Annotated in this window: 9 protein-coding genes; 4 read left to right on the top strand and 5 right to left on the bottom strand. The window is 39.3% G+C overall.

The features are described from left to right. Window positions 1–1860, top strand: a complete 1860-nt coding sequence (hscA, locus tag MP622_RS05325) for a Fe-S protein assembly chaperone HscA (RefSeq protein WP_243792881.1) — start codon at window positions 1–3, stop codon at window positions 1858–1860. 14 nt (window positions 1861–1874) lie between these two features. Further along, window positions 1875–2213 (top strand): ISC system 2Fe-2S type ferredoxin, encoded by a 339-nt coding sequence (gene fdx / locus MP622_RS05320; protein WP_151505178.1) that lies wholly within the window; start codon window positions 1875–1877, stop codon window positions 2211–2213. Window positions 2214–2307: 94 nt separating this feature from the next. Here fdx and MP622_RS05315 read toward each other — a convergent pair whose 3' ends face one another. The 4 genes from MP622_RS05315 to MP622_RS05300 all read right to left on the bottom strand — a co-directional run bounded on the left by MP622_RS05315 (window position 2308) and on the right by MP622_RS05300 (window position 8486). Continuing rightward, window positions 2308–3711, bottom strand: a complete 1404-nt coding sequence (locus MP622_RS05315; RefSeq protein ID WP_243793465.1) for an adenylate/guanylate cyclase domain-containing protein — start codon at window positions 3709–3711, stop codon at window positions 2308–2310. Between the two features lie 122 nt (window positions 3712–3833). Then, window positions 3834–4268, bottom strand: a complete 435-nt coding sequence (locus MP622_RS05310; RefSeq protein ID WP_044740445.1) for an HIT family protein — start codon at window positions 4266–4268, stop codon at window positions 3834–3836. A 223-nt stretch (window positions 4269–4491) separates the two neighbouring features. After that, the gene (gene mfd, locus MP622_RS05305; protein WP_243792879.1) at window positions 4492–7950 is read right to left on the bottom strand and encodes a transcription-repair coupling factor; all 3459 of its coding nucleotides are present in this window, start codon (window positions 7948–7950) and stop codon (window positions 4492–4494) included. Between the two features lie 179 nt (window positions 7951–8129). Continuing rightward, window positions 8130–8486 (bottom strand): hypothetical protein, encoded by a 357-nt coding sequence (locus tag MP622_RS05300; RefSeq protein WP_243792875.1) that lies wholly within the window; start codon window positions 8484–8486, stop codon window positions 8130–8132. Window positions 8487–9226: 740 nt separating this feature from the next. Here MP622_RS05300 and putP point away from each other — a divergent pair. Next, window positions 9227–10738 (top strand): sodium/proline symporter PutP, encoded by a 1512-nt coding sequence (gene putP, locus MP622_RS05295; protein WP_243792873.1) that lies wholly within the window; start codon window positions 9227–9229, stop codon window positions 10736–10738. Between the two features lie 46 nt (window positions 10739–10784). Here the strand turns inward: putP and MP622_RS05290 are convergent, their stop codons facing one another. Further along, window positions 10785–11276 (bottom strand): Lrp/AsnC ligand binding domain-containing protein, encoded by a 492-nt coding sequence (locus MP622_RS05290; RefSeq protein WP_016166307.1) that lies wholly within the window; start codon window positions 11274–11276, stop codon window positions 10785–10787. Window positions 11277–11394: 118 nt separating this feature from the next. Here MP622_RS05290 and putA point away from each other — a divergent pair, with 118 nt between their 5' ends. Further along, complete coding sequence (gene putA / locus MP622_RS05285) at window positions 11395–15144, top strand: trifunctional transcriptional regulator/proline dehydrogenase/L-glutamate gamma-semialdehyde dehydrogenase (protein WP_243792871.1); 3750 nt, start codon at window positions 11395–11397, stop codon at window positions 15142–15144. Window positions 15145–15227: the final 83 nt, after the last annotated feature.

The raw sequence follows: 15227 nt of genomic DNA, 5'->3' as shown, positions 1-15227 counted from the left end.
ATGGCACTCTTGCAAATTGCAGAACCGGGGCAATCAAGTGCACCTCATGAACACCGTATCGCGATTGGAATTGATTTAGGCACAACCCACTCTTTAGTCGCAACTGTACTTTCAGGAAAAGCCAAAGTTCTTAACGATGAACAAGGTCGAGTGTTACTTCCTTCAATCGTTCATTACGCTCCACATCAAGCCCATTATGGTGACGATGCAAAACCTTTTATTACCACAGATCCTAAAAATACTATAGTTTCTGTTAAACGGTTTATGGGACGTTCTAAAGCTGACATTAAATTTCAACACCCCTACACACTTGTGGGTGAAGATCATCAAATGCCTGCATTTGAAACTGCACAAGGTCGCAAAACACCTGTTGAAATTTCTGCTGAAATTTTAAAACAACTGAAAGACCGTGCTGAAGAAAGTCTTAAAAATCCAGTTAATGGTGCTGTTATCACGGTTCCTGCTTATTTTGATGAAGCTCAACGCCAAGCAACACGTGATGCTGCTCAACTTGCAGGCTTAAATGTTCTTCGTTTATTGAATGAACCAACAGCTGCGGCGGTTGCTTATGGTTTGGACCAAGAAAGCAATTTAGAAACAGATCGTAACTATGTAATCTATGATCTAGGTGGTGGTACATTTGACGTTTCTATCCTTCGTTTTTCGCAAGGTGTATTCGAAGTTCTAGCAACTGGTGGACACACAGCATTAGGTGGTGATGATCTTGATCGTCTGATTGTGAAATGGGCAAAAAAACAATTAAACATCGAACTTCTTGATGATGCTGAATATGCGCATTTCGTTGTCGCTGCTCGCAAGGCAAAAGAAGCATTATCTGATGTTAATGAAGTTGAGCTCAAACTTCTTGATCAATCATTACAGCTTGACCGCCCTACTTTTGAATCGATTATTCAAATTGCACTTGATAAAACCATCAGTGTCTGTAAACGCGTTATGCGTGATGCTAAATTAGAACTTGATGACATTCAAAATGTAGTTTTAGTGGGTGGCTCTACACGGTCTTACGTTGTACAAAAAGCGGTTCAAACTGTATTCAACCAAGAACCGCTATGTACCATCAATCCAGATGAAGTAGTCGCAATTGGTGCATCTATTACCGCCAATCAATTAATTGGCAATTCGACTGATGGCTCATTGCTTTTAGACGTTACCCCTCTTTCTCTTGGCTTAGAAACCATGGGTGGCTTAGTTGAACGCCTAATTTCTCGAAATACTGCTATTCCTGTTGCACGTCGTCAAGAATTCACTACATATCAAGATGGTCAAACAGCCATGTTAATTCATGTGGTACAGGGCGAACGCGATCTAGTTGAACATTGTCGTAGCCTAGGTCGTTTTGTGCTACACGGCATCCCACCGATGACTGCAGGACAAGCTCGCATTGAAGTGACCTTCCAAGTCGATGCTGATGGTTTACTCACAGTGGCTGCAAAAGAAACCACATCTGGTGTACACGCGCAAATTGATATCAAGCCATCTTACGGTTTATCTGAAGCAGATACCGAACGACTATTACTTGATGGTTTTAAATATGCCGAAGAAGACAAAAATCTTCGTCATCTTCAAGAAACCAAAGTTGAAGCACAGCGTGAACTTGAAGCACTAGAGCAAGCCCTAAAAGTTGATACCCATCTTTTAAGCACTGAACAGCTTGACCAGCTAAATACAGCTAAGACTCAACTAGAGACTCAGCTAAAAAGTGATGATATCAAAGCTATTGAACAATCAATCGAACAGCTTAAAATACACAGTGATAATTTTGCCGCATTACGTATGAATCAACATATTGATGCCGCATTAAAAGGCACTAAACTCGAAGACTGGTCAAACTCAAACTAATTAAGGTAAAGATTATGCCACGTATTAAAGTACTTCCACATGCGCAATTCTGCCCAGAAGGTGCTGAGTTTGAAGTAGAGCAAAATGCAAACTTATGTGAAAGCCTATTAAAAAACAACATCAAAATTGAACATGCATGTGACATGTCTTGTGCATGTACGACTTGCCATGTGATTGTACGCAAAGGTTTTGATAGTCTCGAAGAAATGAATGATGTTGAAGCTGATCTGTTGGATCGTGCTTGGGGATTAGAACCTGATTCACGTCTTTCATGCCAAGTTGAAATTGTAGATGAAGATTTAGAAATTGAAATTCCTAAATACACCATCAACCACGCATCAGAAAATCATTAATCTATTCCCGTGTAAAAAACCACGCTAATGCGTGGTTTTTTATTGTTCAATTTCTTACTTATAGAAAATCACATCAATTTAGGATTAACTTGATTTAATGAATATGCGTATTTTCAATAGGCTGAATGACTTCGTCTTCAAGTTTTAACTTCACAATACCCTGGGAGTTGGTTAATTTTTGCTGAGTTTGGATGCGCTTAATCATTTTATCTAACACTGTGATCAACTCTGGATACTCAAAGTTTTGTACTTCATCTAAGTTCAGCAATAAGTGAAAACCTTTATATTCATAATCAAACCAACGCTGATAATCTGTTTTTTGAGAAGTATACTTTTCCATCACCTGCCAAGTACGAACAGGCCCCTGAATTCCCTTCAAGTAAATTGGTGATTTAGGCGCACATAAATAGTCATTTTTAATCAGATTATAAGTATCATCCGAAATTAAAATTTCATCGACTGCTGCCGCACTTTGTAAGCGAGCTGCCAAGTTCGCATCACGCCCCACAATTGTATAAGCCATACGATGTGCAGCACCATAATTCCCAACGTGGCAATATCCCGTACTAATTCCCATGCGGATATGTAATGGCGGATAACCCATTTTAATCCAACGCTCACGAAGCAACTTCATTTGCTGGCGCATGACCATCGCCATTTCTACACAGGTTTTCGCATCTTGCTCAACACCTTGCGTATTAGGATCACCAAAGAAAATTAAAATAGCATCACCCATAAATTTATCAACAGTACCTTCATATTGCTTAGCAATTTCGGTCATGTGACTTAAATAATCATTGAGTAAGTAGGCAAGATCATCTGGAATTAATGTTTCAGACAGCTCGGTAAAACCTTGAATATCGGAAAAAAAAACTGTCATTTTTTTACGTTTATATTCAATTTTGGCTTCCGACTCTCCTTTCATAATCGATTGCCAAAGCTGTAGTGGTGCATAACGACTGAGTTGGTTTGCGAACTCCATATAGCGGTTCATCTGATTATAATAATATTCACGTTTGGTATGGATATAGCGAATGCGACGGGTTTGATAAATAATTCCAACGCCAAAATAGGTGATTAAACATAAAAATGAAAGAACTGTCAGTTCTGACGATGTATGTTCGAAATACTCACCGAAACCGAAAATAAAAATATTACTAAAGTAAAAAACAGCTACACCAAATACACAAGTGAGCATGGCAGAGAAAAAAGAGACTTTTGTATTTATAGATGAAAATAAAATTGCAAAAATTGCAGTAAAAGTCAGCACCAAACTTAAATGCACTGCCGACAACATAATTGCTATGACTACAACATCAATCGCAAATAATGTATTTCGTTTAGCATGGTAACCAAACTTAAATTCCAACCAATTCGAAAGTTTAGGAAGAATTAATGCCACAACTCCAAGCAGAATTGGGACATAAATTTGATACTTGGTTTCTGGGGATGTGTAGTGATAAACAACTAAAAGTAGAGATAGCATTGCATATCCCATCACACGATGAAGATATTCAAAATGCTTAGGGTCTCTATCTATCCAATTGCTTAATGATAGCACTACCTACTCCAGAACCCGAATCTAATCACAATTCATCCATAAACAAATGATTTCTGGGATCAATCCATGCGCCAGTCAAATGGCATATCGCCTTGACCACGTAGAGCAAGCATTAATGTTTGACGCATGTGCGCAAGAACTTCATTGGTATATGGAACTGCTGGTGTGCCCCAAACTGGTTTAGGCCAAGCCACGTCATTTTGATAACGAACAACATGATGGAAATGTAACTGAGGAACCATGTTACCCAATGCTGCAACATTCATTTTATCAGCGCGGAATACACGTGAAAGTTGACTAGATAACCAACTTGATTCCCTCAAGAACTGCTCTTGATCTGCTTGACTTAATTCATAAAGCTCAGTTACTCCAGGTACACGTGGAATAAGAATAAGCCAAGGAAACTGCATATCATTCATTAAACGACATGTAGAAAGCGGAAAATCGCCTACAAAAAACGTATCTTGAGCAAGTTGTGGATGCAAACTAAACATATCTTTATAAATGATGGAAAATTAGAATGATGGTTAATACTATCACATCAAACTAGAGCTGAGTATTCTATAAAAGGTGTTTCATTACAAATAAAGTGCTATTTTATATGATATTGATCACATTTAACACTTTAATAATTTTTCCAAATAAATCAATTGTTTCTTTGGCTATCCTTCTAATCTTACTTTTAGAAAGTCAAGCCAAAGAAGTGTTGCCTATCAACTAATTTAACTCTTTAAGCAAACTCTCAAGTAACTCATTAATAAATTGGATTCTTTTTTGAAAATCTTCCAACATCACCATGACTTTTAAGCGCTGCCCGCCTTCCATACGGAAGAAGGTTGGATGTTTTTGCATCATACTAATGATAGTCATCGCCTGGACGGGAGTATCTTGCGAAAACTCGATATAGCCACCATTGGTATTGATATCAATTTTAGTAATCCCTAAATGTTCAGCCTTAAGACGCAGTTGATGTACAGCAAAAAGCTGCTTTACAGGTTGCGGTGGAATACCAAAACGATCAATCAATTCCATACGAATATTATCGAGTTTCTCTTGCTGATCTGTATTACTAATGCGCTTATAAAAAAGAAGTCGTTGATGCACATCTCCCAAATAATCATCTGGAATTAATGCAGGCATATGCAAATTGATCTCAGCCGTTAACGACAATGGTGCGTCAAAGTTTGGTGTCTTACCTTTCTGAATTGCTTTGGTCGCCTTTTCAAGCATTTCCATATACAAACTATAACCAATTGCTTGCATAGAGCCACTTTGCTGCTCGCCGAGGAGTTCACCCGCACCGCGAATTTCAAGGTCTTCAGTTGCCAACATGAAACCAGCACCTAATGTTGCAGCACGCTGAATAGCATCGAGTCGTTTTTCTGCATCACCTTTAAGTCCTTTAATAGAAGGCACTAACAAATAGGCATAGGCTTGGTGATGCGAACGCCCTACTCGTCCACGCAATTGATGTAACTGCGCTAAGCCCAATTTATCGGCTCGTTCAATTAAAATTGTATTGGCATTTGGGACATCAATCCCTGTTTCAATAATGGTTGAACAAACCAATACATTGTATTCTTTATGGTAGAACTGCTGCATGACTTGCTCAAGTTCGCGCTCTCGCATTTGTCCATGTGCAACCGCAACCCGTGCCTCCGGCACAAGCTCACGGATACTTTCTGCTGCTCTTTCGATGGTTTCCACTTCATTATGCAAGAAATAAACTTGCCCACCACGAAGCAGTTCACGCAAAATCGCCTCTTTTACCGATTCTGATGTATGTTCTTGTACAAAAGTTTTCACAGCTAAACGACGTGCAGGAGGTGTCGCAATAATCGATAAATCACGCATTCCGCTAAATGCCATATTCAAAGTCCGCGGAATTGGCGTTGCTGTAAGTGTCAGCATGTCCACATCGGCACGCATCGCTTTGATTCGCTCTTTGTCACGTACACCAAAACGATGTTCTTCATCTACAATCATTAAACCGAGATTCTTAAATTGGACATTCTCTTGCAGAATCTTATGGGTACCCACCACAATATCAACTTTACCTTCGGCTAGATCTTCAATAATTTTGAGGTGAGTTTTGCTAGAACCAAAACGCGACAATACTTCTATACGAATTGGCCAATCTGCGAAACGATCTTTAAATGATTCATAATGCTGTTGCGCCAATAAAGTGGTTGGCACCAATACAGCAACCTGTTTATTGTTTTGAACTGCTAAAAAAGCCGCACGCATGGCAACTTCAGTTTTACCAAACCCAACATCACCACAGACCAAACGATCCATCGGCTTGGCCAATTGCATATCATGCAGCGTTGCTTCAATTGCATTGGCTTGATCTAAAGTTTCTTCATATGCAAATCCGCTGGCAAATTGCATATATAAGCTTTGATCCAACTCAAAACTGATGCCTGGTTTAGATTGTCGACGCGCCTGTATATGCAATAACTCTGCTGCCACATCATGAATTTGCTCTAAAGCTTTTCGTTTTGCTTTATTCCAAGCATCTGTACCCAGTTTATGTAATGGGGCTAAATCAGGATCCCCACCACTATATCTGCTGATTAAATGTAAATTCGTGACAGGAACATAAACTTTGGCTGCATCAGCATAATCAAGTTGCAAAAACTCATGCTCTTGATCATCAATACTTAATGTGACTAAACCTGCATAACGTCCAACCCCGTAATCAATATGCACCACTGGCGCGCCAATACTCAGCTCAGTCAGACTTTTAATCAGAAACTCTTCTGAAACTTCCTGCTGACGCTTACGGCGGCGCTGTACTACGCGATGCTCATAGAGTTGATTTTCTGAAATTACACTTAACTGCCCTCGAACAACCAACCCTCGATCAAGTGGTGCGCTGGTAATTGCAATTGCTTGTAAAGATTGCTGAAAATCAGCAAAGCTTTCGACACTTGGAATATCACCTAAAAAAGGCCGCAAAGCATCTTTTAAAGTTTCGCGTCGACCTGCACTTTCCGCAACAAGTAATACTGGATGATTAACTGCATCTAAATATTGCTTTACAGCAGCAAAAGGCTTTTCTTGCTTAGGATCAACCGCTAACCGTGGTGGAGTTTCCGTATCTAAATTGATTGCTCCAGCGCGCTCTTCTACAGCTTCAGTTGATGCAATAACACGAGCAAATTTATTTAATTGTTCTAAAACAACATTAGGTGAGAGAAATAGCTCTTCTGGTGGCAAGATCGGATGATCAACGTTATGACGACGGTCTTCATAACGACGTGAAACTTCTTTCCAGAAGCTCGATATCCCATCATCCAATCCATTATCTGTAATGACAATGCCATTCTGTGGTAAATACGCCATAAGCGTACTTTGACCTTGCATCAAAGACTTATCGAAAAAAAGTGGCAAATAAAACTCTATGCCTGGCGAAGCAATCCCTTCAAGTACATCTTGATAAATTGGATTTTTTTTCGGATTTGCTGTTGGAAAACTTTCAGCATAACGATCTCTAAATAAAGAACGTGCTTCTTTTAATGGAAATTCTTTTGCAGGGAGTACACTAAATTTTTCTAGATTTTGCGTGGTACGTTGGGTTTCAGGATCAAAAAATTTTAAACTTTCGATTTCATCATCAAAAAGATCGATACGTATCGGTGAATTTTGCCCAGATGCAAAAATATCCATAATACTGCCACGCACGGCAAATTCACCATGGTCATATACTGTATCAACCAGATGATAGCCTGCCTGAATCAATCGCAATTTTTGCTTTTCAATATCAAATTTTTGTCCAACTTGAATATCGAAATGTTCTCCCAACACCCAAGAGGTCGGTGCAACGCGCTGTGCCAAAGTTGAGGCTGAAACCAATAACACCCCTTGTTGCGGCATATTAGATAAAATTGCCAAACGCTCTGAAACAATATCTTGATGAGGAGATAAACGGTCATAAGGTAAGATTTCCCAATCAGGGAAAATGGTTGGCTTTAGTCCATAAAACTCAAGTTCACTTTCTAACTGAGCTAAATGCTGACTATTTCGTGCAACGAGGATAAAAAGTTGCTGATGTTGTTTTGAGATTTCTTTAAATAATAGTGCTGCAGCTGAACCTTGTAGTTGTCCGATCCAGCGTTTGTCACCTACTTTCAACTTAGAGAGATTGAGTTGAGCAATTTCTTGTTGGAACATGTAGATCGCTTTTTAGAGATAAGTCACTTAGTTACAATCTTATCACGCAGCTAAAAGCACATAAAATTTTTATGCAGCTATATAGTGACTAAATCTAACTCACCGAGTACGCCCCTTATACGACTAGATGGATAAATGGCATGCTTGGATGTATAGGTTTTACTTTCTAGATTCTAATTTTATTTCTCTCGAATAAAATTGCGATAGTAATCGTTCAGTTTTTTTACAATGCTTTTAAATTGGAGTAAGTTTTCTTCCGTATTGCCTAAACGTACGACAAATTTCTGTTGTGTAATTTCCAAATCAATTTTTTCATTAATTAACATAGCCGCATAGTAAAGTGCTTTCAAATCATCAAACTTATTTAAGCGACGATTGGAAAAATACTCTAAGCGCTCTGATAGAGCTTGATTTAGAACAATACCATCTACAATATACCCCTGTTGTGGATTGAACTGAATCGCATGTTCATGCAGATAAGCCTCTTCCTCTTTTACTCTAGAACTTTTAAATACATCTTTCAGCTTATTTAGCATCTCAGCACATCTCTCCAACATTTTGAATGACTATTATATAGTGCAAATACCTCTTATCTCTTGCCCAACAGGACATTTGATATTCACTTTTATAAATTGACACCAGCAACTCTAAAAAAGTGCCATACAAATATTGCGTTCAAACTAGGTTTTTATTTTTATAAATGAAAACTAGATAGATAATTTTCTTCATCGTTTTCTTTGTGACATTAAAGCCAAGTGATCACAAAAATTTAATAAAATAATTATACAAATGTAGAATATAGAAGATTAGAATCCAACCTTGCAGAATTTAATTGAAAAATATAGCAATATCTAAAATGCTCTAAAAATTCTAATTTTCAAATTTCATGACTTCATTGCGCTAAAAGCAAGAGTCAATTAAAGCTATCCAACTAATATTTCTCACAAATAAAGCATAATCTGATTGTTATTTTATGTAACAAAATCATTATTTTGATGAAATTCCATCTTTATAGGTTAAATTATCATCAAATATAGTGAATAATCATCTTTTTAACGCATCCATTCTTTTAAAAAGACCATTTTACATATGCTTAGTACAATTTTTTGTCATTTTTAGTTTTGTAACCAAAATTACATTTCGCTACACAAAATGACTATAAACACCCTAGAAATGTAACAGTAAGTAATTTTGCTTTTATGATTGAATCACCTCCTCGCTATTGCAGCTCAAAAAATCATCTTGGATTGATGGTTTTAGGACAAAGGATGGGCATATGAGTCAAGTGAACCCTACATTAATCACCTTTATTTTTTACATTATCGCAATGGTCGGTATTGGCCTATATGCCTATAAGGCAACTTCAGATTTCTCTGACTACATTTTGGGTGGACGTAGTCTTGGAAGCGTTGTAACTGCACTTTCAGCAGGTGCATCGGACATGAGTGGCTGGTTACTCATGGGTTTACCAGGAGCAATTTATCTTTCTGGTCTCTCTGAAGCGTGGATTGCTATTGGTTTAATTATCGGTGCATGGCTAAACTGGCTTTTAGTCGCTGGACGTTTACGTGTTCACACTGAATTTCAAAATAATGCGCTTACATTACCAGATTATTTCACTGGTCGTTTTGGCGACAAAAAACGTGTGTTACGTATTATTTCCGCTTTCGTAATTTTAATCTTCTTTGCTATTTACTGTGCCTCAGGTATGGTTGCTGGCGCACGCTTATTCGAAAGTTTATTTGGATGGGACTACTCTACTGCCCTTTGGATTGGTGCACTCGCAACAATTTCATATGTATGTATTGGTGGGTTCCTTGCTGTAAGTTGGACTGACACATTCCAAGCAGGCTTAATGATTTTTGCCTTACTGTTAATGCCAGTGATTACTTACCTTGCAATTGATGATCATAGTCAACAATTCGGTGTACTGCTCGAAACTGCTCGTCCACAAGCAATGAATATGCTTGAAGGTTTAAGTACTGTTGCTATTTTATCTTCAATGGCATGGGGCTTAGGCTATTTCGGTCAACCCCACATTTTAGTCCGCTTTATGGCGGCTGATTCTGCAAAAACTATCCCTGCTGCTCGTCGCATTGGTATGGCATGGATGATTTTATGCTTAGGTGGCGCAGTTGGTGCTGGTTTTGTTGGTATTGCTTACTTCCAGCAACACCCTGAATTTGCAGCAGCAGTAACACAAAACCCTGAAACTGTTTTCATGGAATTAAATAAAATCTTATTTAACCCATGGGTAGCAGGGATCATTCTTGCTGCAATTCTTTCAGCAGTGATGAGTACTTTAAGCTGTCAGCTTTTGGTATGTTCTAGTACTTTAACAGAAGATTTATACAAAGCGTTCATCCGTAAAAATGCTTCTCAAAACGAGTTGGTTTGGATTGGTCGTTTAATGGTAATCAGCATTTCAATCCTTGCGATTGTGCTTGCTCAAAATCCTGATAGTAAAGTTTTAGGCTTAGTAGCTTATGCTTGGGCTGGTTTTGGTGCTGCGTTTGGTCCATTAATCATCTTGTCATTGTTCTGGAAACGCATGACACTCAACGGTGCAATCGTAGGTATTCTTGTAGGTGCAGTAACCGTAATCGTATGGAAAAATACGATGGGCGACACTGGTATTTATGAAATCATCCCTGGCTTCATCTTGTCATTCGTCAGTATTGTCGTGGTGAGCTTACTTGGTAAAGAACCTGAGAAAGATGTTGTAGAACGTTTTGAACAAGCGGATGCATTCTATAAACGCGAAATGGCTGAATTGAAGAATAAATAATTCTTCGTACAGTTAAAAAATAAAGGGGCTAAACGCCCCTTTATTTTTATCTACTCTTTTTAACTTTCAGGTTCAACTTCGCACTTTCTTTAATAACTTCCATAACAGGATAACTTCGAGTTTCTTTAATTCCTGGCAGTTGCCACAGCACCTGACCTGAAATTTTACGAAACTCTTCCATACTGGCGCAGCGAATCTTCACAACAAAATCAAATCCACCACTAGTCATATGACATTCAACAATTTCTGGATACTGCATGACTGCCTCACAGAACTCATCTAATACATTCGGTGTAGTTTTATCGAGTAAAATCTCTACAAAGACCACAAAATTTGAATTCAACATCGCAGCATTTAACTTGGCTTCATAGCCAAGAATAAATCCATCTTTACTGAGCTTCTGTACCCTTGCAAGCACAGCCGTAGGAGATAGATTCACCTCTTCAGCCAATTTAATATTCGATATTCGTCCATCGTTTTGCAGAATATCTAAAATTTTAATATCCGTTCGATCAAGCGATAAAATTTGGCTAGACATCTGAATTAATCTCTAAAAATAAGGGAAACAATAGTGAGTTATTCGGGTTTATTTCTGTGATCATTAATTATATACGGCAATTTGCTTAACTCAATCTTTTCAGTCACAGGAAGTTGGCATGAATACGATCACCTCCCCAATTGATGGAACAAAGCCTCATCAAGACTATATTACGCTTTTCAAAGAAAAGACCGCTTACGAAACAGAAATTAACACTGCTTGGCGCCGTGCCGAATCTGAATGTGTTGAGAATCTACTTGAGCATAGCAAAATTTCAGATGAATTGAATACACGTATTCAGGACTTAGCTTTTAACCTTGCACATACTTTACGTGAGCGTAAAAGTTCTGCAGGTAAAGCTGGTATCGTACAAGGTTTATTACAAGAGTTCTCTTTATCTTCGCAAGAAGGTATTGCACTCATGTGTCTTGCTGAAGCGTTATTACGTATTCCTGATACTGCCACACGTGATTTATTAATCCGTGACAAAATTAATCAAGGTAATTGGAAAGACCACGTTGGTCAAAGCAACCTGATGTTCGTTAACGCCGCTGCATGGGGCTTAATGTTAACAGGTATGCTCATGGAAACACCTAAGCAAGCTAGCCTTTCTAGTATGCTTACAGGCTTAATTGCACGTAGTGGTCGTGGCATCATTCGCAAGGCCGTTGACGTTGCTATGCGTATGATGGGCGAACAGTTTGTTACTGGCGAAACCATCAAAGAAGCGTTAAGTAATGCTGAACGTCTTGAAGATAAAGGTTTCCGTTATTCATACGATATGTTGGGTGAAGCAGCGTTAACTGATCACGATGCTGAGCGTTATTATGATGACTACACCAATGCGATTCATGCGATTGGTCAAGCATCTAAAGACAAAGATGTTTATAGCGGCCCTGGTATCTCTATCAAGCTTTCTGCATTACATCCGCGTTACCAACGTTCTCAAACTGAACGTGTACACAAAGAACTTTATAGCAAAGTTCTTGAACTCGCGCGTTTGGCAAAAGGCTATAACATTGGCTTAAACATCGATGCTGAAGAATCTGAGCGTTTAGAACTTTCTCTAGAGCTTTTAGAGCGTCTTTGCTTTGAGCCTGAATTGGCAGATTGGAAAGGTATCGGCTTTGTTATTCAAGCGTACCAAAAACGTTGCTTCTACGTTGTAGATTATATTGTTGACCTTGCTAAACGCAGCAACAAGCGTCTGATGATCCGTTTGGTGAAAGGTGCATACTGGGATAGCGAAATCAAGAAAGCACAAATTGAAGGTATGACGGACTACCCTGTATTTACCCGTAAAGTACATACAGACTTGTCTTATATCGCATGTGCAAGAAAATTATTGGCTGCACCAGAGCAAATTTACCCTCAGTTTGCGACGCATAATGCTCAAACTGTAGCGACAATTTACCAATTGGCAGATCCTGCGAAATATTACGTTGGTCAATACGAATTCCAATGCTTACACGGCATGGGTGAACCTTTATACGAACAAGTAGTTGGTCCAAAATCTGAAAACAAATTGGATATTCCTTGCCGTATTTATGCACCAGTAGGTACGCATGAAACATTATTGGCTTACTTAGTTCGTCGTTTACTCGAAAATGGTGCAAACACCTCATTTGTAAACCGTATTGCTGATAAGAGCTTGGAGATTCAAGACCTGATCGAAAACCCTCGTGAAGCGATCTTAACTTCTGCCAAACAAGAAAAAGGCGTTGGCTTAAAACACCCTGCTATTCCGCTACCACAGAATTTATATGGTGCATTACGTCAAAACTCTTCAGGCGTAGACTTAGCCAATGACAGCGAATTGTTAAACTTGGACAAAACAGTTCAAAGCCTGATGTCACAGCAATGGTCTGCTGAATCAATGGGTCCTGGTTTAGCTGAAATTGCTGCGGCTGCAGAAGTTGATGTAATCAATCCTGCTGTACACTCTGACAAAGTCGGTAGCGTAAAAGAAGCATCTGCTGAACACGTAAACCTAGCATTAACGAATGCTGCAAATGCACAAGCAGCTTGGGTAAATACACCGAAAAATGAGCGTGCTGCATGTTTAAACCGTGCTGCCGACATTATGGAAAGCCGTATCCAAGAATTGATGGTGTTGTTATGCCGTGAAAGTGGTAAAACTTATGCCAATGCGATTGCTGAAGTTCGTGAAGCGGTCGATTTCTTACGTTACTACGCTGCACAATGCACAAACTTGGCTACAAATGCTCAAATTGAGTCATTAGGCACAGTATTGTGTATTAGCCCATGGAACTTCCCATTAGCAATCTTCAGTGGTCAGATTTCTGCTGCACTTGTTGCGGGTAACACTGTTATTGCAAAACCAGCTGAACAGACACCACTCATTGCATCTTTAGCTATCCAAATGCTTTGGGAAGCTGGCGTACCTCAAGCTGTTGTACAGTTAATCCCTGGTCGTGGTGAAACTGTTGGTGCACAATTAAGTGCTGACCCACGTATTCAAGGCATTATGTTCACAGGTTCGACTGAAGTTGCGAAAATTCTTCAGAAAACTGTTGCGAAACGCTTAGGTACAAATGGTCAACCTATTCCGTTAATTGCGGAAACAGGTGGTCAAAATGCCATGATCGTGGATTCATCAGCATTAACTGAACAAGTGATTCTCGATGTTGTGAACTCGGCTTATGACAGTGCTGGCCAACGTTGTTCTGCACTTCGTATCCTTTGCGTACAAGAAGACAATTCTGAAAGCGTGATTCGCATGTTGAAAGGTGCAATGCAACAGCTCAATGTAGGTAACCCTGCATTATTAAAAACTGACATCGGTCCAGTTATTGATGCTGAAGCACAAACCAATATCCAAAACCACATCCAAAAAATGCGTGGTAAAGGCTATGCGGTGCACCAGTTCATGCGTAACGAGGCTGCTGAAACAAGCTTGAATCAAGGTACATTCATCCCACCAACGTTAATTGAATTACCAAACTTAAACGACCTTGAGCGCGAAGTGTTTGGTCCAGTATTACACATCATCCGTTACCAACAAGGTAATGTGAAATCTGTAGTGGATCAGATCAATGCGAAAGGCTACGGCTTAACTATGGGTCTACATACACGTATTGATGAAACCATCAACACTGTGATTAGCACTTCTGAAGTGGGTAACTTGTATATTAACCGCAACATCGTTGGTGCTGTTGTTGGCGTACAACCTTTCGGTGGTGAAGGCTTGTCTGGTACCGGCCCTAAAGCAGGTGGTCCACTTTACTTGTACCGTTTAATGCAAGAATGCAGCGCGAAACAGTTAAGTACCCCATTTGCAGTAGGTAAAGTATTACAAGCTGCACCAAAGAATGAAGTGTACGAACAATTCAGCGCTTGGGTGAAAAAGCAGTTCCCACAAGTGAAATTGCCTCAAGTTCCTGCGCTTGCTTCTGGTCAAGTGTATGAATTAAATGGTCCTACAGGTGAAAGCAACCAATATACAATTGTTGCTCGTCACTGCGTATTGTCTCTTGCAGAGCAAGAACAAGACCAATTGGTTCAATTGAACGCAATTTTTGCTGTAGGCAGCAAAGCGGCTGTACTTGCTGACAATGTATTCGCATTGAAGCACATGTCAACGATGCCTAAAATGGTGGCTGAACAATTCAAAGTGATCCAAAGCATTGCAACAGGTGATTTTGATGCAGTTCTACACCATGGTACAACGACTCAAGTGCTTGAATTGCAAACTGCAATCGCACAGCGTTCAGGTGCTATTGTGGGTATTACCCATTTACAACCTGCCGAACAAGACATTCCAGTTGAGCGTCTTGTGATTGAACGTGCAATCAGTATTAACACTGCTGCTGCGGGTGGTAATGCCAGCTTAATGACCTTGAACTAAGGTTTAAAAGCATCCTGTTCAAGGGTTATCTTTCCCTTACCAAGCCATTACTGGTTTAATGGCTTGGTTTCTTTTTATTTGAG

Origin of the sequence: Acinetobacter sp. PK01 (assembly GCF_022819285.1) — a bacterium.
In the GTDB taxonomy this organism is placed as follows: Bacteria; Pseudomonadota; Gammaproteobacteria; order Pseudomonadales; family Moraxellaceae; genus Acinetobacter; species Acinetobacter tandoii.
The sequence above is the reverse complement of the archived record's forward strand: the minus strand, read 5'-3'. Positions and strand labels throughout refer to the sequence as shown.

Bases quoted from the DNA above. Each gene is read 5' to 3' on its own strand.
- MP622_RS05300 (WP_243792875.1), bottom strand. From the start codon at position 8,486: ATGCTAAATAAGCTGAAAGATGTATTTAAAAGTTCTAGAGTAAAAGAG.
- hscA (WP_243792881.1), top strand. From the start codon at position 1: ATGGCACTCTTGCAAATTGCAGAACCGGGGCAATCAAGTGCACCTCAT.
- MP622_RS05315 (WP_243793465.1), bottom strand. From the start codon at position 3,711: ATGGGATATGCAATGCTATCTCTACTTTTAGTTGTTTATCACTACACA.
- putA (WP_243792871.1), top strand. From the start codon at position 11,395: ATGAATACGATCACCTCCCCAATTGATGGAACAAAGCCTCATCAAGAC.
- MP622_RS05290 (WP_016166307.1), bottom strand. From the start codon at position 11,276: ATGTCTAGCCAAATTTTATCGCTTGATCGAACGGATATTAAAATTTTA.
- putP (WP_243792873.1), top strand. From the start codon at position 9,227: ATGAGTCAAGTGAACCCTACATTAATCACCTTTATTTTTTACATTATC.
- fdx (WP_151505178.1), top strand. From the start codon at position 1,875: ATGCCACGTATTAAAGTACTTCCACATGCGCAATTCTGCCCAGAAGGT.
- MP622_RS05310 (WP_044740445.1), bottom strand. From the start codon at position 4,268: ATGTTTAGTTTGCATCCACAACTTGCTCAAGATACGTTTTTTGTAGGC.
- mfd (WP_243792879.1), bottom strand. From the start codon at position 7,950: ATGTTCCAACAAGAAATTGCTCAACTCAATCTCTCTAAGTTGAAAGTA.